19 protein-coding genes and 1 other RNA gene are annotated in these 20,467 nt (G+C 54.5%); 15 read left to right on the top strand and 5 right to left on the bottom strand.

Features of this window, described 5'->3' with window-relative positions:
• Nucleotides 1-206: 206 nt before the first annotated feature.
• Nucleotides 207-1,109 (bottom strand): carbamate kinase, encoded by a 903-nt coding sequence (locus tag GTGU_RS14000; RefSeq protein ID WP_038158133.1) that lies wholly within the window; start codon nt 1,107-1,109, stop codon nt 207-209.
• 329 nt (nt 1,110-1,438) lie between these two features.
• Here GTGU_RS14000 and GTGU_RS13995 point away from each other — a divergent pair, with 329 nt between their 5' ends.
• From GTGU_RS13995 to GTGU_RS13965, 8 genes are all read left to right on the top strand, one after another.
• Nucleotides 1,439-2,662: an MFS transporter gene (locus tag GTGU_RS13995; RefSeq protein WP_038158131.1), complete on the top strand. Its 1,224-nt coding sequence runs from the start codon at nt 1,439-1,441 to the stop codon at nt 2,660-2,662.
• A gap of 13 nt (nt 2,663-2,675) precedes the next feature.
• Nucleotides 2,676-4,343, top strand: a complete 1,668-nt coding sequence (locus tag GTGU_RS13990) for an acyl-CoA synthetase FdrA (protein ID WP_038158128.1) — start codon at nt 2,676-2,678, stop codon at nt 4,341-4,343.
• Nucleotides 4,344-4,359: 16 nt separating this feature from the next.
• A complete protein-coding gene (locus GTGU_RS13985; RefSeq protein WP_038158126.1) occupies nt 4,360-5,622 on the top strand; it encodes a YlbE family protein in 1,263 nt (420 codons plus the stop codon).
• A 40-nt stretch (nt 5,623-5,662) separates the two neighbouring features.
• A complete protein-coding gene (locus GTGU_RS24755; protein ID WP_072011989.1) occupies nt 5,663-6,553 on the top strand; it encodes an oxamate carbamoyltransferase subunit AllH family protein in 891 nt (296 codons plus the stop codon).
• Nucleotides 6,453-7,382 carry an HTH-type transcriptional activator AllS gene (allS, locus tag GTGU_RS13980; protein WP_038158123.1) on the top strand — a complete coding sequence of 310 codons (930 nt, stop codon included), beginning with the start codon at nt 6,453-6,455 and terminating at the stop codon, nt 7,380-7,382. Before GTGU_RS24755 ends, allS begins: the two co-directional genes overlap by 101 nt.
• Nucleotides 7,383-7,530: 148 nt before the next feature.
• On the top strand, nt 7,531-8,391 hold the full coding sequence (locus tag GTGU_RS13975; RefSeq protein WP_038158120.1) for a small-conductance mechanosensitive channel MscS: 861 nt from the start codon (nt 7,531-7,533) through the stop codon (nt 8,389-8,391).
• 141 nt (nt 8,392-8,532) lie between these two features.
• Nucleotides 8,533-9,168, top strand: a complete 636-nt coding sequence (gene argO / locus GTGU_RS13970) for an arginine exporter ArgO (RefSeq protein ID WP_038158117.1) — start codon at nt 8,533-8,535, stop codon at nt 9,166-9,168.
• A 91-nt stretch (nt 9,169-9,259) separates the two neighbouring features.
• Entirely contained in the window at nt 9,260-10,003 is a 744-nt protein-coding gene (locus GTGU_RS13965; protein ID WP_038158116.1) for an oxidative stress defense protein, read from the top strand.
• Between the two features lie 39 nt (nt 10,004-10,042).
• Here the strand turns inward: GTGU_RS13965 and argP are convergent, their stop codons facing one another.
• On the bottom strand, nt 10,043-10,936 hold the full coding sequence (gene argP, locus GTGU_RS13960) for a DNA-binding transcriptional regulator ArgP (protein WP_038158114.1): 894 nt from the start codon (nt 10,934-10,936) through the stop codon (nt 10,043-10,045).
• Between the two features lie 146 nt (nt 10,937-11,082).
• On the opposite strand from argP, the gene rpiA reads away from it, so the two are divergent.
• Together rpiA and serA are read left to right on the top strand one after the other, a co-directional pair.
• Nucleotides 11,083-11,742 (top strand): ribose-5-phosphate isomerase RpiA, encoded by a 660-nt coding sequence (gene rpiA / locus GTGU_RS13955; protein ID WP_038158141.1) that lies wholly within the window; start codon nt 11,083-11,085, stop codon nt 11,740-11,742.
• A 279-nt stretch (nt 11,743-12,021) separates the two neighbouring features.
• On the top strand, nt 12,022-13,254 hold the full coding sequence (gene serA, locus GTGU_RS13950; RefSeq protein ID WP_038158111.1) for a phosphoglycerate dehydrogenase: 1,233 nt from the start codon (nt 12,022-12,024) through the stop codon (nt 13,252-13,254).
• A 31-nt stretch (nt 13,255-13,285) separates the two neighbouring features.
• Here the strand turns inward: serA and GTGU_RS13945 are convergent, their stop codons facing one another.
• The 3 genes from GTGU_RS13945 to zapA all read right to left on the bottom strand — a co-directional run bounded on the left by GTGU_RS13945 (nt 13,286) and on the right by zapA (nt 14,473).
• Complete coding sequence (locus GTGU_RS13945) at nt 13,286-13,900, bottom strand: 5-formyltetrahydrofolate cyclo-ligase (protein ID WP_038158108.1); 615 nt, start codon at nt 13,898-13,900, stop codon at nt 13,286-13,288.
• A gap of 17 nt (nt 13,901-13,917) precedes the next feature.
• Nucleotides 13,918-14,101: non-coding RNA, 6S RNA (ssrS, locus tag GTGU_RS24750), on the bottom strand.
• Nucleotides 14,102-14,143: 42 nt separating this feature from the next.
• Nucleotides 14,144-14,473: a cell division protein ZapA gene (zapA, locus tag GTGU_RS13940; protein WP_038158105.1), complete on the bottom strand. Its 330-nt coding sequence runs from the start codon at nt 14,471-14,473 to the stop codon at nt 14,144-14,146.
• Nucleotides 14,474-14,639: 166 nt separating this feature from the next.
• On the opposite strand from zapA, the gene GTGU_RS13935 reads away from it, so the two are divergent.
• From GTGU_RS13935 to gcvT, 5 genes are all read left to right on the top strand, one after another.
• Nucleotides 14,640-15,218: a YecA/YgfB family protein gene (locus GTGU_RS13935; RefSeq protein ID WP_156964172.1), complete on the top strand. Its 579-nt coding sequence runs from the start codon at nt 14,640-14,642 to the stop codon at nt 15,216-15,218.
• Between the two features lie 24 nt (nt 15,219-15,242).
• Entirely contained in the window at nt 15,243-16,559 is a 1,317-nt protein-coding gene (gene pepP, locus GTGU_RS13930) for a Xaa-Pro aminopeptidase (protein WP_038158101.1), read from the top strand.
• Nucleotides 16,556-17,722 (top strand): 2-octaprenyl-6-methoxyphenyl hydroxylase, encoded by a 1,167-nt coding sequence (gene ubiH, locus GTGU_RS13925; protein ID WP_038158097.1) that lies wholly within the window; start codon nt 16,556-16,558, stop codon nt 17,720-17,722. The genes pepP and ubiH overlap by 4 nt, the downstream gene beginning before the upstream one ends.
• 11 nt (nt 17,723-17,733) lie before the next feature.
• A complete protein-coding gene (gene ubiI / locus GTGU_RS13920; RefSeq protein WP_038158093.1) occupies nt 17,734-18,936 on the top strand; it encodes an FAD-dependent 2-octaprenylphenol hydroxylase in 1,203 nt (400 codons plus the stop codon).
• Nucleotides 18,937-19,356: 420 nt separating this feature from the next.
• Nucleotides 19,357-20,451: a glycine cleavage system aminomethyltransferase GcvT gene (gene gcvT / locus GTGU_RS13915; RefSeq protein ID WP_038158092.1), complete on the top strand. Its 1,095-nt coding sequence runs from the start codon at nt 19,357-19,359 to the stop codon at nt 20,449-20,451.
• The last annotated feature ends 16 nt before the right edge of the window (nt 20,452-20,467 follow it).

Raw genomic sequence — 20,467 nt, 5'->3', positions numbered from 1 at the left:
TATAAAACAATAAGTTAGCGTGGATAGATGTTTGCATGAGCCCGGGTGGATGAATGTGATCTGTGTCACAGGCAAGAAAGTTTGTTTTAGGTGGTTATTAAGCAGGCGGGCGTTAAAGATAAGAAAATAAGAGCGCTATATAATGATTACATAAGCGCTCTTATTGCCGTTTGGTATTCACACCTTATAACTATCTGTAAATCATTTTAGCGAATGCAGGTGCCTTTTTCGCCAGTCAGCACGTAAGGGGCATCTTTTAGCGCACCAATAAACGCTGGTTTTCCAGTCTGTTTCACAAACTGGATCACTGCCGCCGCTTTTGGCCCCATTGCGCCGTCCGGGGCGGCAAACGGTGCCAGTTCTTCAACGGTGGCATGGCGTATCGCCCGTGCCTGCGGCGTGCCCCAGTCCTGATAAACAGCATCGGCGTCGGTCAGAATCAGCAGATAATCCGCATCAATGGATTGCGCCAGCACTGCTGCCGTTAAATCTTTATCGATCACCGCTTCAATCCCTTTGAAACCGCTCTGCTGCGCCACTACCGGAATGCCGCCACCGCCGCAGCAAATGACCAGATGTCCGGCTTCTATCAGGGTCTTAATGGCGTCTGAATCGAGAATTTTAAGCGGCGTCGGCGAGGGAACAACGCGGCGAACATACTCGCCATCGGCTTTCACCTGCCAGCCATGTTGCTGCTCAAGTGCAGTTTTTTGATCGGCAGGATACACCGGACCAATGTATTTTCCCGGCGCAGAAAAGGCGGCGTCCTGGGGATCCACTTCCACCCGGGTGAGCAGCGTGGTGACTGGCGGCGCATCCGCGTATTGCGACAACCCTTCGGCGATGGCAAAACCAATCATGCCCTGGCTTTCGGCGACTAATACATCCAGCGGCCAGGCCGGGGAGTCTTTATATACTGCGTTCTGTAATGCCAGTAATCCCACCTGCGGCCCGTTACCGTGCACGATAACGAGTTGATAATCCCGCGCCAGGCCGGAGATCATGCTGGCAAAGAGCTGAATGCTGCGCTGTTGATTTTCCGCGCTTAACGTTTCCCCACGTTGAAGTAATGCATTGCCGCCGAGAGCAATAACCAGTTTCTTTTTCATTGTCACCTCAAAAAAGTAATAAAAGTGTTTCGACGACAAAGTAATATTCTCCGCACTTTTATTTGTGATTTACGTGGCAACTTAAATACCATCAAAAATAACTCGTGAATTACCTCGGGTAGGATAATGTTTTATTTAAATTTATTTAAAGATGATTGTTAGATATTTTTTAATAATAATGTGCCGTACTCGCAGAAATTTATAACAATGATTTTAGTGTGACTTTGCTCAAATGAATTAATGTTGATGGTCGATAAGTTAAAGACAGTTTAAACATCAATCCCTGTAAACAGGGGCGTTAATACGGTTGTAATTACCGGGGAGTGCTTATGTCTCAAACATCCGAGGTGACAGAGGTCACACAACGAAAAGGGATCCCAGCCTGGTGGGTGACCGTTTTTCTGTTCTGGTTGGGGTGGATCTTTATGTATGCCGATCGCACTGTACTCAACCCTGTAATGGGAGAACTGGAAAAAGAGTTTGGTTTAACCGGGACGCAGTTAGGGATATTAAATTCCGTGTTTTATTTTTCCTACGCTTTACTTCAGGTACCCGCCGGAATTCTTGGAGATAAAATCGGTAAAAAGAAAGTTCTGGTGCCAGGGTTTATTCTGTTTGGCGTATTTACGGCGGTGACAGGCTGGGCGAAAAGCTGGTATACGCTGCTGTTTGCCCGTGTAGTAACCGGGGCCGGTGAAGGTACTTACTATGGTCCGCAATATGGCCTGTCATCGGAACAGATCCCCAAGAAATTTCGCTCGTTGGGCAGCGCCATTATCAATAGCGGGATGGCGTTTGGTATTGCGCTTGGTCTGATGACGTCGAGCTGGCTGGTCTATGATCAGGGCCACTCCTGGCGGATGCCGTTCTATGCCATGGCGGTACCTTCTGTCCTCGTCGGTCTGGCTATCTGGTTATTCATTAAAGAGAAAAAACGCACCACGGATGAAACCGGTCAGGCGGTCAAAAAAGGAAAATTCAGCGACCTGTTAAAAAACCGTAATCTGATTATCACGTATATTATGGTGTTCTGCAGTTTGTTTGGGTTCTTCGTTATTCTGACCTGGCTTCCCTATTACTTACAAAGCGAACGTGGAATTGCCGGAAGTGAAACAGGGTTTATTTCGTCGCTGGTGGCGTGGATTTCTATTCCCGGTGCGCTGTTGTTCTCCAGCCTTTCCGACAAATTAGGTAAACGTAAGCCGTTGATTATGTTCCTCGTGCCGGTCGCCATTATCAGTATGCTGTCGATCGTCTGGATGCCTGGTATGACCGGCGTCATTGTCGCCCTCTGTGTCTATGGTCTGGTCGGTAAACTGGCTCTCGACCCAGTATTGGTTGCGCTGGTGGCAGACAGCGTGGATGAAAATAACTACAGCACCGCATTTGGCCTGTTTAATTTCATTGGCATGAGTTCTTCAATTCTGGCTCCCATTATTGCTGGCGCGGCCAGGGATATTACGGGAAGTCTGGCTTCCAGTTTTTATGTCTCCGCGGTGCTGCTGGCTGTCGGTCTTATCGGAATGCTGTTTTTAAAAGAAAAACGCTCATAAAGAGGTAGCAGTAATGATTTACGCCTTTATTAAGAAGGGAAGTTTTCAGGACTCGGTGAGCCTGATGATTATTTCCCGCAAGCTCAGTGAACGCCCGGAAGTCGATCAGGTTTCTGTCATGATGGGAACACCGGCAAATAAATCGATGCTCGATTCCACCGGTTTCTGGCACGACGATTTTGCCGGAGCGACGCCTAATGACATCTGCGTCGCTGTTCGGACTGAACAGGAACAACCCGGAATCCTTGAACTGATCCGTGAGCAACTTGAAAAAGAGCTGAACGATATTGCCAGCGCGTCCGGTAACTCCCGCCAGCTCAACAAAGCCCGGCGCTGGGAGAGTGCGTGCCAGAAACTGCCGCAGGCCAATTTGCTGCTGGTATCTGTTGCCGGTGAGTACGCCGCTGACGTAGCGCGGGAAGGATTGCAGGCGGGTAAAAACGTCATGTTATTTTCCGACAACGTGCCACTGGAGCAGGAAGTAGAACTCAAGAAACTGGCGCAGCCTCGCGGGCTCATCGTGATGGGACCAGATTGTGGCACAGCGATGATCGCCGGTAGTCCACTGGCGTTCGCTAACGTGTTGCCCCACGGCAACATTGGCGTCATTGGCGCCTCCGGGACAGGGATTCAGGAAATCACCTCGCAGATTGCGCTTCGTCGGCGGGGGATCACCCATGCTATCGGTCTCGGTGGACGCGACCTCAGCGCCAGCGTTGGTGGTATCAGCGCTCTGACAGCACTGGAAATGCTGGCGGCTGATGACGCCACACAGGTGATCGCTTTCGTCTCAAAACCCCCTGCGCCCGCCGTGCGTGAACGTATTCTCACTGCCATGCAACAACTGAAAAAACCGGTGGTGGCGCTGTTCCTTGGAGCAAGACCAGAACATCGTCGTGAGGGAAATGTCTGGCTTGCGAACTCACTATCGGATGCAGCTCATGTGGCTGCACTGTTGTCTCGTGTGGCGCAACAGAAGCTGGAGCAACCCGACGTTGCCGGAAAAACCATTTGTGGGCTTTATGCGGGCGGTACGCTGGCTGCCGAAGCGGCGATGCTGCTCTCTGCCAGCCTGAATATCCCGTTAAGTGCAGAACACCCGAACGGCGTGATGCTGGAAAACGGTGGTCATCGGATCATTGATCTTGGGGATGACAGCTATACCCTCGGCCGCCCGCACCCGATGATCGACCCCACTACCCGCAACATTGAAATTGAAAAACTGGCGACCATGCTGCAGACCGGCGTGCTGCTGCTTGACGTGGTGCTCGGCTATGGTGCTTGTGACGATCCCGCCGGTGCAGTAGTGGATGCCATTGAGAAGGTGAATGCGAAGCGTGGCGCGTCGGCACCGCTGGTGACTATCGCCACGCTCACCGGAACCGAACAGGATCCGCAGGGCCGCAACAGTCAGGCAGAAAAATTGCGTACTGCCGGGATTGCTGTCGTGGAAACGCTGGAAGAGGCCGTGCTGCTGGCCGAGAGTCTCATCCAGCCACCGCTAAACACACAGGATAATGCACATTTTTCCCTGCTTGAAGGCGTCCAGGTTATCAATGCCGGCCTGCGCAGTTTCGCACTGGACCTGCAGAACAGCGGCACCCCGGTAGTGCACTATCAATGGGCGCCTGTTGCCGGTGGTGATGTGCGTCTCGCCAGTTTACTCAAACAGTTACGTTAAGTTCAGAGGTACGGATATGTATTCATCTATTGCACAGGCTAATGAAGCCATCATTGAGAGAATCAAAGCGGCGCGTCCACACTGGATAGCGGTACGTCCGGCAAAAGAGGCAGTGCCTGTGCTGGCTCAGGGGCGTAAGTTGTTGCATGCCGGCCCGCCTATTGTATGGCAAGAGATGACGGGACCGATGCGTGGAGCCTGCATTGGTGCAGCGATATTTGAGGGGTGGGCTACGCGTGAGGAAGATGCTGTCGCACTGCTGGAACAGGGCGAAATCGAATTTATACCATGTCACCACGTCGGGGCCGTCGGCCCGATGGGAGGGATCACCTCAGCGACCATGCCGGTGCTGGTGGTGCGCGATGTCGTACACGGCAACCAGTCCTGCTGTAACCTGAATGAAGGGATTGGTAAAGTTATGCGTTTTGGTGCTTATGGCGAAGATGTGCAGCAACGTCTGCGCTGGATGCGTGATACGCTGGCGCCGGTACTTCAGGATGCGTTAAGCCAGATGGAAAATGGTGTCGATCTGACCGCTATGATGGCGCAGGCCATCACCATGGGTGATGAATTCCATCAGCGAAACATCGCTGCTTCTTCACTGTTGTTGCGCACACTGTCACCGGTTATTGCCCGGCTGAATCGTGACAAAAACGAAATCGCCGATGTGCTGCAGTTCCTGAGCGTGACCGATCAGTTCTTCCTCAACCTGGCGATGGCTTACAGCAAAGCGGTAATGGATGCTGCGGCAGAAATCAAAGCCGGTTCGGTGGTGACCGCGATGACGCGTAATGGCCGTGAGTTCGGGATCCGCGTCAGCGGTACCGGCAATCGCTGGTTTACAGCACCAGTTAACACTCCGCAAGGACTGTTCTTCACGGGCTATAGCCAGGAGGACGCTAACCCGGATATCGGCGACAGTGCTATTACCGAAACATTTGGTATTGGTGGTGCGGCAATGATCGCCGCCCCTGGTGTTACGCGCTTCGTGGGGGCGGGCGGTATGGGCGCGGCGCTGGAAACTTCTGAAGAGATGGCGGAGATCTACCTCGATCATAACCCGCTGTTCCAGATCCCGTCCTGGGATTTCAAAGGCGCGTGTCTTGGGCTGGATATCCGCCGTGTCGTGGAAACGGGTATCACACCACTCATTAACACCGGGATTGCCCACCGCGAGGCGGGGATTGGCCAGGTGGGCGCTGGTACCGTGCGTGCGCCGCTGCTGTGCTTCGAAAAAGCCTTAGAAGCGCTGGCGGAACTGCATCACATCAGTGCCTGACAGTAAAAGGGGGCGGCATTGCCGCCCCGGAGCGATCACAATGAGAATTGCAATGGCGTCAGCAGGGTTGGATCGTCTTGCTGAGGGGCAATGGACACTGCACAGTCGTTTCTCCCAGGCGGTCAATTTCATTCACGCCAGTGGAGCGCTGTTGACCTTCTATCGCTACGGGAAAGGTATGGGACCGGCGGGCATATTGCTTTCCACGCGCGATTTCGCCAGGTTTGCCACGGTGAAAACATTTGAAAAACAGGGGCAGACGTTGTTCATTAACGGCTCACCGCTCAGCGTCCGACGCGCATTGACGCTGACCACCACGCCCACCTGCCTCGTACTTCCTGATCTTTCTTCGTACTGCGCTGTCAGTGGCTTATGTGGCCCACTAAATCAATTATCTCCTGATGCGCCGCCATGTCAGTCCCTGATGGAGGGGTTGCAGCGTTGGTCTTGTGGCGAAAAACCTGACTGGCTGTCGTTAACAGGGCTCGGACCTGGTTTAACACCCAGCGGTGACGACATGTTAGTGGGGGCAATGGCCGTGCTGTTTGCTTCACAATTTTCATCATACATTCAGCAACATCCCTTTTTACCCTCTGCCGATCAACTTGCATTATTAACAACGTCGGTAAGCTGTAGCTATCTTAACAGTGCACGCATTGGAGCGTTTTCGTCGCCAGTGTTACGCGTCGTGCGCCATTTACAACACAAACGCGATCCGAGACCTGCTATCCGGCGTCTTCTGGCTGTCGGGCATACTTCAGGTGCGGATATGCTGGTGGGAATGGTTGTCGCGCTGAAATGGTTACAGATGAGACCGCGCAGGAGTAGGCATGCTCGATCAGGAAACGATTCGTACATTTATCCGGGTAGCGGAGACAGAAAGCTTTTCCCGCGCCGCCAGCTCGTTACACAAAACGCCCGCCGCGATTAGCTACCGGATCAAAACGCTGGAAGAACAGGTAGGTACACAGTTGTTTCTCCGTACCACACGATCGGTCAGCCTGACCCTGGCTGGTCAGCATCTGCTCGAGCATTGCCGCCAGTGGCTGAACTGGCTGGACGCCATGCCGGATGAGCTTCAGCAAATTAGTGAAGGCGTGGAACGGCAAATCAATATTGTGATTAATAACCTGCTGTATCAGCCACAGGCCGCGGCAGATTTACTCACCTGGTTACATCAACAATATCCCTTTACCCGCTTTCAGATTTCCCGCCAGGTATATATGGGGGTGTGGGATTCTCTTCTGTATGACGATTTTCATCTGGCGATTGGCGTGACGGGGTCTGAATCACTTTCCAACAATATTTCATTATTACCGCTGGGTGAAATTGGCTGGCAATTTGTCATTGCTGCGTCGCATCCACTGGCGCAACATCCGGCGCCAGTGTTGTCCGATGATATTTTACGACGCTATCCGGCCATCAATATCGAAGATACCTCGCGCACCTTAACGCGGCGTGTCGCCTGGCTGCTAAGCGGGCAAAAAGAGATCAAAGTGCCGGATCTTAGTACCAAGCTGGCCTGCCATTTAAGCGGGTTGGGCGTGGGTTTTCTGCCTGAGAGGATGTGTCGTCCTTATGTGGAGTCCGGTGCGCTGGTGGTGCGGGATGTGGTCAATCCGCGACGGCCATCGCCGTTGTCTGTCGCCTGGAAAGTGGCTGAAAGCGGGAAGGTCGTCAGTGAGATTGCGGCGCTATTTGAGACAAAAAACGTGCTGATTAACGGTTTTCTGCGCATGGTCGACAGGCCATTCATTTAATAACCATGCGAGCGGGTTCAGGTCCGGCCATCATGTGCGTCTATTTTGAAAAATGGCATATTCTGCCGTTTTTGTTTACCTTTAAAAATAACGTTTCGTGATCACGATCTCATTGACGTTTACATGGTTATTTTTAAAGGAAGAGTAAATGGAAGATTTAAATGTTGTCGACAGTATCAACAATGCGGGCTCCTGGCTGGTGCGCAACCAGGCGCTGCTGCTGAGTTATGCCGTCAACATCGTCGCGGCGCTGGCGATTATTATCGTCGGTATGATTGCGGCACGGGTTATCTCCAACACCGTTAATCGGCTGATGGTGTCGCGTAAAATCGATGCCACCGTCGCAGACTTTCTCTCCGCGCTGGTACGCTATGCGATTATTGCTTTTACGCTGATTGCCGCGCTGGGCCGCGTCGGGGTTCAAACTGCTTCAGTGATCGCCGTACTCGGTGCTGCTGGTCTGGCTGTGGGTCTGGCGCTGCAGGGCTCGCTGTCTAACCTCGCAGCGGGCGTGCTGCTGGTGATGTTCCGTCCATTCCGCGCGGGCGAGTATGTTGATCTCGGCGGCGTGGCGGGCACAGTGCTGAACGTGCAGATTTTCTCCACCACCATGCGTACTGTTGACGGTAAAATCGTGGTGATCCCGAACGGGAAAATCATCGCCGGTAACATTATCAATTTCTCCCGTGAGCCGGTGCGCCGTAACGAGTTTATTATTGGTGTGGCGTATGACTCGGATATCGACAAGGTTAAACAACTGGTGAAGCAGATCCTCGAATCTGACGATCGCATTCTGAAAGATCGTGAGATGACGGTGCGTCTGAATGAGCTGGGCGCGTCGTCGGTGAACTTTGTGATTCGCGCCTGGAGCAAGAGCAGCGATCTGCAGGAAGTCTACTGGGACGTGCTGGAGCGTATTAAGCGTGACTTCGATGCCAACGGCATCAGCTTCCCGTATCCGCAAATGGACGTGAATTTCAAACGTCCGCAGAAGGACACCGCAGAGTAATGACATCAAGGCCGGACATCCGGCCTTATTTTTGTCCATCGCCATTAGCAATGCTTATTGCTGATTAATATTATCAATTTCCGCTAATGATATTCTCGCGATATAGTTTGCATCCATACTGAACTGAACGAGAAAACTGTCGTGTTATCTTATTATTTTCAAGGGCTTGCTCTTGGTGCCGCAATGATCCTGCCGCTCGGTCCGCAAAACGCATTTGTGATGAATCAGGGGATCCGCCGCCAGTACCACATCATGATCGCACTGCTCTGTGCGCTGAGTGATCTGCTGCTGATTTGCGCCGGTATTTTTGGTGGCAGTGCGCTGCTGATGCAATCGCCGTGGCTACTGGCACTGGTCACCTGGGGTGGAGTGGCGTTTCTGTTATGGTACGGTTTTGGCGCGCTACGAACTGCCATGAGCAGTAATATCGAACTGGCCAGCGCGGAAGTAATGAAGCAGGGGCGCTGGAAGATCATCGCTACCATGCTGGCAGTGACCTGGCTTAATCCGCACGTTTATCTCGACACCTTCGTGGTGCTGGGCAGTCTGGGTGGGCAGCTTGACGCCATCCCCAGACGCTGGTTTGCGATGGGAACCGTCAGCGCCTCGTTCCTGTGGTTCTTCGGTCTGGCGTTGCTGGCCGCCTGGCTGGCGCCGCGACTGCGGACGGCAAAAGCGCAGCGCATCATCAATACGCTGGTCGGGCTGGTGATGTGGTTCATTGCGTTTCAACTGGCAAAAGAAGGTGTTACGCACGTATATGCCCTGCTGAACTAAGGCTTATCTGATGGACTTTTGATTATCTGCCGCTAAGCTTGCTGGCATGCGCCCTGTTTTTGGGTGAATAACGTAACATGGAGGAACGACAGTGAAGTTCAACGTGATGGCCCTGGCGGCATTCATTGGTTTAAGTGGCATGTCGGTACAGGCAACTGAGTTGCCGGACGGCCCGCACATCGTCACCTCAGGGACGGCAAGTGTAGATGCGGTGCCGGATATCGCCACCCTGGCGATTGAAGTCAACATCGCGGCAAAAGATGCCGCAACGGCGAAGAAACAGGCTGACGACCGTGTTGCGCAATATCTCTCCTTCCTCGAACAGAACGGGGTCGCGAAAAAGGACATCAACTCCGCTAATCTGCGGACACAGCCTGATTACGACTATCAGAACGGCAAAAGTATTCTCAAAGGTTACCGTGCGGTACGTACTGTCGAAGTGACGCTGCGCCAGCTCGACAAGCTGAATGCACTGCTGGATGGCGCGTTGAAAGCGGGGCTGAACGAAATCCGTTCCGTATCGCTGGGTGTTGCGCAACCAGAAGCTTATAAAGACAAAGCACGTAAAGCGGCGATTGATGACGCGGTGCATCAGGCGCAACAGCTGGCCTCTGGTTTTAATGGCAAGCTGGGCCCGGTTTACAGCATCCGCTACCACGTTTCCAACTATCAACCGAGCCCAATGGTACGGATGATGAAAGCGGATGCCGCGCCGGTATCTGCCCAGGAAACTTACGAGCAACCGTCGATCCAGTTCGACGACCAGGTGGATGTGGTTTTCCAGCTGGAGCCAGCCGGAACAACTACTGCAACGCAGCAGCCAGCAGCAAAGTAATACGCCTTAAATGAAAAAGGCCGGGAACCCCGGCCTTTTTTAATTCTGTCGCAATACCTTATGCCCGTAGTCGATCAGCGCGTCGGTAACCCGGCGCATCATGCGGCTTTCAGGCGCAAAACGGTGCCAGTAGAGCATCCGGCGCTGAAACAGACCCGGCGTCAAATCAATAAGCTCGCCGCTCGCCAGCTCTTTTTCGATTTGCAGATGGGGGATCATACAGCAGGTAGTGCTCTGACGCGCCAGCTGCACGAAGGCTTCCGATGAATTCACGATATGGCACGGTACGCTGCCCGGTGGCAGATCGAAATGCTGCTGCAGGAACGCCTGATGCATATCATCAAGATGATCAAAGGCCACCGCAGGTGCTTTCAGCAGCGCCGAGCGCGTTACGCCGTTCGGGAAATAGCGTTGCGCAAAGGGCTTCGAGGCGACAAACAAATAGTCCAGCGCGCCGAGTTGATCGACGAGACAGCTGGGCAGTGCCTGCGGCTGAATACTCACCGCGCCCACCACCTCACCCCGACGCAGACGTTCCTGGGTGCGGGTTTCGTCTTCCACCTGTAAATTCAGGCGGATAGGTGAGTCGGCCAGTACACTCGCCAGCGCGGGGAGCAGCCAGGTCGCCAGACTGTCGGCGTTAACCGCCAGCGACAACAGCAGCGGGGTGGAGCCGATTTGCTCATCGCCCAGCCACTCCTCCTCCAGCAATTCGACCTGACGCAGCAGCGCCAGCAACTTTTGTCCCTGCTCGGTTGGTCGTGGCGGCACGGTGCGCACCAGCAATGGTTGCCCGAACATATTTTCAAGCTGCTTAATGCGCTGCGAGACCGCTGATTGCGTAATACACAGCTTCTGCGCCGCGCGCTCAAAGCCGCGTTCCCGGATAACGGCATCCAGCGCCTGTAGTGTTCTGTAGTCAGGTCGTTTCATCGGATCTGGCTAACTCCTGTGAAGTCTTTATCTCGCACTATGACATAATTTTGTTTTTGATACAGACCAAATTGGTGACCTGGCAGATCACAAGGCGTTTGCTGATGATCTATAATGCGCGCACCACTCACTCCTTGGGTAACATCATGACGCAGGATGAACTGAAAAAAGCAGTAGGCTGGGCAGCCCTTCAGTACGTACAACCGGGCACTATCGTGGGCGTGGGCACAGGCTCGACGGCCGCGCATTTTATTGATGCGCTCGGCACCATGAAAGGGCAGATTGAAGGCGCGGTTTCCAGCTCGGACGCTTCAACCGAAAAGCTGAAAAGCCTCGGGATCACCGTTTTTGATCTCAACGAAGTGGACAGGCTCGGCATCTACGTAGATGGCGCTGACGAAATCAACGACCACATGCAGATGATCAAAGGCGGCGGCGCAGCACTGACGCGCGAAAAAATCATTGCCTCCGTGGCGGATAAATTTATCTGCATCGCTGATGCGTCCAAACAGGTGGCGATCCTCGGTAATTTCCCGCTGCCGGTGGAGGTGATCCCGATGGCCCGTAGTGCCGTTGCGCGTGCGCTGGTCAAACTGGGCGGTCGCCCGGAATATCGTCAGGGCGTGTTAACCGATAACGGCAACGTGATCCTTGATGTGCATGGTCTGGAAATCCTCGACCCAGTCGCGCTGGAAAACGCCATTAACGGCATTCCGGGCGTGGTGACTGTTGGGCTGTTTGCCAATCGTGGCGCGGACGTCGCGCTTATCGGCACGGCCGATGGCGTCAAAACCATTGTGAAATGATCTGACGGGAGGCAAACGTCCTCCCGTAAAAAAAATTTTTCACTTACTCATTTTAGTGACTTGTGTCACATCTTCTCTTCGGATCTGTTAATCGTACTGTCATCTTTCTCAACCCCAGCATTTTGTCCTGCCTTTTCCCGCTGCATGACATTTCTTCAATTTGCCGACGCAAACGTTCATATTGCCGCGATAATTATTTTTGATATGTTGCTTAGGTGGACTTTTGTCCAACACAACATCACAAAGCAATATCAGAAAGAAAAAAGACAGGACGAGGAAATGGCTAAGGTATCGCTGGAAAAAGACAAGATTAAATTTCTGTTGGTCGAAGGGGTGCACCAGAAAGCGCTGGACAGCCTGCGTGCGGCTGGCTACACCAATATCGAATTTCATAAAGGTGCGCTCGACAACGAGCAACTGAAAGCGTCGATCCGTGATGCGCATTTCATCGGCCTGCGATCCCGTACGTACCTGACAGAAGAGGTTTTCCAGGCGGCAGAAAAACTGGTTGCGGTGGGCTGTTTCTGCATCGGCACTAACCAGGTGGATCTTAACGCAGCGGCAAAACGCGGTATCCCGGTGTTTAATGCGCCGTTCTCGAATACTCGCTCCGTGGCGGAACTGGTCATTGGGGAATTGTTGCTGTTGCTTCGCGGCGTACCGGAAGCGAACGCGAAAGCGCATCGTGGCGTGTGGAACAAACAGGCCGTTGGCAGCTTCGAAGCGCGCGGGAAAAAACTCGGCATCATCGGTTACGGCCATATCGGTACGCAACTGGGTATTCTGGCGGAATCGCTGGGGATGCACGTTTACTTCTATGACATTGAAAACAAACTGCCGTTGGGTAATGCCACCCAGGTTCAGCACCTTTCCGACCTGCTGAACATGAGCGATGTTGTCACGTTGCACGTGCCGGAAAACGCCTCCACCAAAAACATGATGGGGCAAAAAGAGCTGGCGCTGATGAAACCAGGCTCGCTGTTGATCAACGCCGCACGCGGTACCGTGGTCGACATTCCGGCTCTGTGTGAAGCGCTGGCGAGCAAGCATCTGGCGGGTGCGGCGATTGACGTCTTCCCGACGGAACCTGCCACTAACAGCGATCCGTTCGTATCGCCGCTGAGCGAGTTTGATAACGTGATCCTGACGCCGCACATTGGCGGTTCCACCCAGGAAGCGCAGGAGAACATCGGTCTGGAAGTGGCGGGCAAACTGACGAAGTACTCTGACAACGGCTCAACGCTGTCAGCAGTCAACTTCCCGGAAGTGTCTCTGCCGCTGCATGGCGGTCGTCGTCTGCTGCACATCCACGAAAACCGTCCTGGCGTACTGACGGCTATCAACCAGATCTTCGCTGAGCAGGGCGTCAACATTGCTGCACAGTATCTGCAAACTAACGCGCAGATGGGCTACGTCGTTATCGATATCGAAGCGGATGAAGACGTTGCCGAAAAAGCGTTGCTGAGCATGAAGGCCATTCCGGGTACTATTCGCGCACGTTTACTTTTCTGATAGAAAAAAGGGATCGCGTTGGTGATCCCTTTTAACGTTGACACGATTCCGGCCACAGCCACAGTTTTGACGGCGTAACGACAGCGGGCAGGGGAATATCCCACTGTGCTGTCGGCAGGGCATCTACCTGCTGACAGTCGTGAGCGTAACCCACCGGGTGCAGACCATGCTCTTGCCACCGTTGCAGGGTGCGATCGTAAAATCCGCCGCCCATACCAAGGCGCTGGCCTTCGGCATCAAACGCCACCAGCGGCGTTATCAACACATCAAGGTGATTCAAGGGCAACACGTCACGCACGTCGAGTTTCGGCTCCTGGATTTTCAGGCGATTGACCACCAGTTCGCTGTGTGGATGGTAGTGAAGGAACAGCAGATTGCCCGGACTGAACGGATGGAGCACCGGCAGATAAACACGTTTCCCGGCACGCCAGAGTTGTTCAATCAATGGCTGCGTATCCAGCTCGCCATCAAACGAGAGAAACAGTGCGACGGTGTGCGCCATCATCACAGGCGAATACGCCATCATGCGGGCCGCAGCCTGTTGGGCGAAATGCAGTTGTTGTTGCGAGGTCAATGCGCGACGACGTTGCCTGATGTACTGGCGAATGTCTTGTCTGGATATGGGTGTTTCAGGGAGTTGAGTCATGGGCGTCGTGAAGAGAGGGAATCTCCGAGATGCCGCCGCAGGCTGTAACCCTTGAACCCGTGGTTCAAGGTGAATACGTCGTCACAGTCTTAAGGCTTCTCGGACTAACCGAGCATGCGCACCGACCATGGAGCGTCGCATTCTTGTTGTTTCAAATATCGGCTCAGGGGACTGGCCCGCTTGCGAACATCTCAGAGAAATTTTTGTCTTCAGGGTTACTCTACCACAGTTAACCATGAAGTGTTATTCAAACTTTTGCCCCGTTCTTTCGGTTATGCGACCCTGGTCAAGCAATGCCTGTTCAATGGTCTGTTGTAGCATCCGAATACGCTGTTCCATGCTGGCGGCGTAGTCACGGGTCTTTGCTTTTTCCTGCGTTAATTCATAGCTGATGTTCAGTGCGGCAATGAAAACCAGCTGTTCAGTATTTGTGACTCTAGTGCGTTCTTTCAGATCGTGCAACCGCTGATTTAGATCGTCCGCGGCCTGATTCAGGGCATCCCTTTGTTCAGGCGGGCAATTCACTCGCAGTGAACGGCCAAAAATTTGGATATCGACGGGTTGTGCAGACATGCCACCTTCCTGCTAATTAACTGCGCGGCCTTCACACCCAAACCCGGGTCTGTGAAGGGGCGACACTATAGCTACCCTGGTGTGATGATACAAGCCCTTTTCTGGTATCACCAGGGTCCAAAGTGGTAGCATAACATGATATTCCTCCCAACGACGATGAATGCGCATGTCTATACAGAACGAAATGCCTGGTTACAACGACGTTAACCAGTTACTGAACCAACAGGGAGTGGGCCTGACTCCCGCCGAAATGCACGGTCTCATCAGCGGGATACTCTGTGGCGGAACCAAGGACAGCAGCTGGCAGCCGCTTCTCCATGATCTGACCAACGAAGGGCTGGCCTTCGGCCATGATCTGTCACAGGCGCTGCGTAATTTACACTCCGCCACCAGCGATGCGCTGGAAGACGAAGGCTTCCTTTTTCAGCTTTATCTGCCTGATGGCGACGACGTGTCGGTGTTTGAACGCGCCGATGCGCTGGCCGGATGGGTTAACCATTTTTTGCTGGGTCTTGGCGTCACGCAGCCGCGCCTCGATAAGATTAAGGGCGAGACTGGCGAAGCGATTGACGATCTGCGCAACATTGCTCAGCTCGGTTACGACGAAGATGAAGACCAGGAAGAGCTGGAGATGTCGCTCGAAGAGATTGTGGAGTATGTACGCGTTGCCGCGCTGTTATGCCACGACACGTTCACGCATCCGCAACCGACCGCGCCGGAAGTTCGCAAACCGACTCTGCACTAAACGAACATTGCTCAGGAGGTCGTCATGACACAGCAAGAGTTTGAACGCCGCCGTCAGGCATTGTTAGCGCAAATGCAGCCGGGCAGCGCGGCGCTGATTTTCGCCGCGCCGGAAGCGACCCGCAGCGCGGACAGCGAATATCCGTACCGTCAGAGCAGCGACTTCTGGTATCTCACCGGTTTCAACGAGCCGGAAGCGGTGCTTGTGCTGATTAAAAGTGATGATACCCACAACCATAGCGTGCTGTTCAACCGCGTACGCGACCTCACCGCGGAAATCTGGTTTGGTCGTCGTCTGGGCCAGGAGGCGGCTCCGGCGAAACTTGGCGTTGACCGCGCACTGGCCTTCAGTGAAATCAATCAGCACCTGTATCAACTGTTGAACGGTCTGGACGCGATTTACCACGCCCAGGGTGAATACGCGTATGCGGACGACATCGTCTTCACCGCGCTTGATAAACTCCGTAAAGGCTCGCGTCAGAATCTGAGCGCCCCGGCGTCGGTCATCGACTGGCGTCCGCTGGTGCATGAAATGCGTCTGTTTAAATCAGAAGAAGAGATTGCCGTGATGCGCCGCGCGGGAGAGATCACCGCCCTGGCCCATCGTCGGGCGATGGAAAAATGCCGTCCGGGGATGTTTGAGTATCAGCTGGAAGGCGAGATTCACCACGAATTCACCCGCCACGGCGCGCGTTACCCGTCCTACAACACCATCGTTGGCGGCGGCGTTAACGGCTGCATTCTCCACTATACCGAAAACGAATCGGAACTGCGCGATGGCGATCTTGTGCTGATTGATGCCGGTTGCGAATACAAAGGTTACGCAGGCGATATCACCCGTACGTTCCCGGTGAACGGTAAATTCCCCCCGTCCCAGCGGGCGATCTACGACATCGTACTGGAATCGCTGGAGACGGCGCTGACGCTCTACCGCCCTGGGACTTCCATGCAGGAAGTGACCGGCGAAGTGGTACGCATTATGATCCGCGGGCTGGTGAAGCTGGGCATTCTTAAAGGCGATGTCGAGACGCTGATCGCCGAAAACGCACACCGCAAATTCTTTATGCACGGCCTGAGCCACTGGCTGGGGCTGGACGTTCACGACGTGGGCGTCTACGGCACTGACCGTTCGCGGGTACTGGAGCCCGGCATGGTGCTGACCGTTGAGCCGGGGCTGTATATCGCGCCGGATGCTGACGTCCCGGCGGAGTATCGCGGTATTGGCATTCGTATCGAGGATGACATCGTGATAACGGAAAACGGCAATGAGAATCTGACCGCCAGCGTGGTCAAAAAAGCCGATGACATCGAGGCGCTAATGGCGGCGGCGAGAAAATCATGAGCATCATCATTGTCGGCGGTGGAATGAACGGCGCCACGCTGGCGCTGGCTATCTCACAGCTCAGCGGTGGAAAAATGCCGGTGCATCTGGTGGAAGCCGTCACCCCGGAAAGCCAGCAGCACCCGGGGTTTGATGCCCGCGCGATTGCACTGGCGGCAGGCACCTGTCAGCAACTGGATCGCGTCGGTATCTGGCAGGCGCTGCGTGACTGCGCCACTGCGATCAACACCGTACATGTCAGCGATCGCGGGCACGCAGGGTTCGTTACGCTGGATGCGGCGGATTACTCTCTTCCGGCACTCGGTCAGGTGGTTGGATTGCATGACGTCGGGCTACGTCTGTTTGCCCTGCTGCGCAAAGCACGCGGTGTAACCCTGCACTGCCCGGCGCGCGTTGAACAGTTCACCCGCAACGATACGGGCGTGAGTGTGACGCTGGATACCGGCGAAATTCTGCAGGGGAAACTGCTGGTCGCCGCCGATGGTTCACGGTCGGCGCTGGGCGAGCAGTGTGGCATTCACTGGCAACAGCAACCCTACGGGCAACTGGCAGTGATCGCCAACGTAAACACCTCGCTCGCCCATGACGGCCGGGCTTTTGAGCGTTTTACTGAATCTGGCCCGCTCGCCATGCTGCCGATGTCTGAAGGCCGCTGTTCGCTGGTGTGGTGCCATTCACTTGATAAACGCGACGAGGTGCTGGGCTGGTCGGACGCGCGTTTCTGCGATGAATTACAGGCCGCGTTTGGCTGGCGACTGGGGCGAATCACCCACGCCGGGCAGCGCACCGGTTATCCCCTCACGCTCACGACGGCCGATCGCGCCATTTCACATCGCCTCGCGCTGATCGGAAACGCCGCACAGACACTGCATCCCATCGCAGGGCAGGGGTTCAACCTTGGCTTGCGTGATGTCATGACGCTGGCGGAAATGGTCGCGCTGTCCGTCGATCCGGGCGATTATTCGCTGCTTTGCCGTTATCAGGCGCGACGTAGCGATGATAAATCCGCCACAATTGGCGTCACCGACGGGTTAGTGCATGTGTTTGCCAACCGTTGGGTTCCGTTGATGGTCGGACGAAATATCGGGCTGATGGCGATGGAATTGTTCCCCCCGGCGCGTGATGCGCTGGCTCAGCGTACCCTTGGCATGGTGGCGAGATAAGGAGTCATAAAGTGCAAAGTGTTGATGTTGCTATTGTCGGCGGTGGCATGGTCGGGCTGGCGGTCGCCTGTGGTCTACAGGGCAGTGGCCTGCGCGTGGCGGTGCTGGAGCAGAATGCGCCGCAACCGTTGCCCGCCGATGCGCCGCCTGCGCTGCGTGTCTCCGCCATTAACGCCGCCAGCGAAAAGTTGCTTTCGCACCTCGGTGTGTGGTCGACCATCCAGGCGACGCGCGCCAGCCGGTATCATGGCATGGAAGTGTGGGACAAAGACAGTTTCGGTCGTATTGAGTTTGATGATGCCAGTATGGGCTTCACCCATCTCGGGCATATCATTGAAAATAACGTCATTCACTACGCGCTGTGGCAAAAAGCGCAACAGTGCAGCGATGTCACTCTGCTGGCACCCGCTGAAGTGAAGCAGGTGGCATGGGGCGAAAACGAAGCCTTTATTACCCTGAAAGACGCCAGCATGCTGACGGCGAGGCTGGTGGTGGGCGCAGACGGCGCGAACTCCTGGCTGCGAAACAATGCCGATATTCCGCTGGCATCATGGGATTACCGTCATCATGCTCTGGTCGCCACGATCCGCACGACAGAACCCCATCAGGCCATCGCCCGGCAGATTTTCCACGGCGAAGGGATTCTGGCGTTCCTGCCGCTGCGCGATCCACATCTCTGTTCGATAGTCTGGTCACTATCACCGCAGGAAGCAGAACGCATGCAGCAGGCGAGTGAAGCGGAATTTAATCAGGAACTGACGATCGCCTTCGATAACCGTCTGGGTTTATGCCAGCTGGAAAGCGAGCGCAGGGTATTTCCGCTAACCGGTCGTTACGCCCGCCAGTTTGCGGCGCATCGTCTGGCACTGGTCGGCGACGCGGCGCACACCATCCATCCGCTGGCCGGGCAGGGGGTTAACCTCGGTTTTATGGATGCAGCGGAACTGATTGATGAACTGAAGCGGTTGCATCGTGAAGGCAAAGATGTGGGGCAGCATTTTTATCTGCGCCGCTATGAGCGCAGCCGTAAGCACAGCGCGGCGCTGATGCTGGCAGGAATGCAGGGTTTCCGCGAACTGTTCGCGGGTGAGAATCCGGCAAAGAAACTGTTGCGTGACATCGGTCTTAAACTGGCCGACACCCTTCCCGGCGTCAAACCACAACTGATTCGCCAGGCGATGGGGCTGAACGATCTCCCTGCCTGGTTACGTTAACTTCGTCACACTTCTCTTCCCGGCCGTTGTGCCGGGACATTTCCCCCTCGTTTGAAATATTCTAATTTCACGCCTTTTTTCGCATTAGTTTTTGTAATGCGGTAAATTTCGCGCTGCGTGAATTTGGCACGCATTTCCGCATAAACTGTCACCTTATCCTCAAGTCAGAGGCTAAATGTTAATTTTATGTGGCATTAATCGCATTTTTCCAGTTGATAACTCTGTAGAGTTTTTCGCTCTTTTTGGTCATAAGCTAATGTGATGACCCGTTTTGCCTTATGGTCTACCACCGGGTTCAGTGGTAAGTTCAGGCGAAAGAGAACGTTTGCGTCGACGCGCGGGAGTGGCATCGACGACGGGTTTTGCGGTGAAAAATACACCGTAAAAACAGGCTGACCTTGCTTATTCAACGAGGAAAAGATGGTTCAACAGACGCCTTTGTATGATCAACACACGCAGTGTGGCGCCCGCATGGTGGATTTCCATGGCTGGATGATGCCGCTGCACTACGGCTCCCAGATTGACGAGCACCACGCCGTACGCAACGATGCCGGTATGTTCGATGTATCCCACATGACTATCGTCGACCTTCACGGCAGCCGGACCCGGGAATTTCTGCGCCACCTGCTGGCTAACGACGTCGCCAAACTCACTACCCCCGGCAAAGCGCTCTACACCGGCATGCTTAATGCTTCCGCTGGCGTCATTGATGACCTGATCGTTTACTTTTTCACAGAAGATTTTTTCCGCCTTGTCGTTAACTCTGCGACCCGCGAAAAAGACCTCGCCTGGATCACCCAGCATGCTGAACCTTACGCTATCGATATCACCGTGCGTGATGATCTGTCGCTAATCGCCGTGCAGGGGCCGAATGCGAAAGCGAAAGCCGCCAGTCTGTTTAACAATGAACAACGTAAAGCCGTTGAGGGCATGAAGCCGTTCTTTGGCGTGCAGGCAGGTGATCTGTTTATTGCCACCACCGGCTACACCGGTGAAGCGGGCTATGAAATTGCCATGCCGAACGAGAAAGCGGCGGATTTCTGGCGCGCGCTGGTGGAAGCGGGTGTGAAACCGTGCGGCCTTGGCGCACGCGACACGCTGCGTCTGGAAGCCGGGATGAATCTGTACGGTCAGGAGATGGACGAAGGCATCTCTCCGCTGGCGGCCAACATGGGCTGGACCATTGCCTGGGAACCGGCTGATCGCGACTTCATTGGCCGTGAAGCGCTGGAGGCACAGCGCGAAAAAGGCACTGAACAACTGGTCGGTCTGGTGATGACTGAGAAAGGCGTTCTGCGCGGCGAACTGCCGGTTCGCTTTACCGACGCCCAGGGTAATCAGCAAGAAGGCGTGATCACCAGTGGCACTTTCTCACCGACGCTGGGCTACAGTATTGCGCTGGCACGCGTGCCGCAAGGTATTGGTGACACCGCCGTGGTGCAAATTCGTAACCGCGAAATGCCGGTCAAAGTGACGAAACCTGTTTTTGTACGCAATGGTAAAGCTGTTGTGTAATCCCTTATTTTTCTGG

It is taken from the genome of Trabulsiella guamensis ATCC 49490 (assembly GCF_000734965.1).
GTDB classification, from domain to species: Bacteria; Pseudomonadota; Gammaproteobacteria; order Enterobacterales; family Enterobacteriaceae; genus Trabulsiella; species Trabulsiella guamensis.
This window is presented reverse-complemented; position numbering and strand designations above follow the sequence as displayed.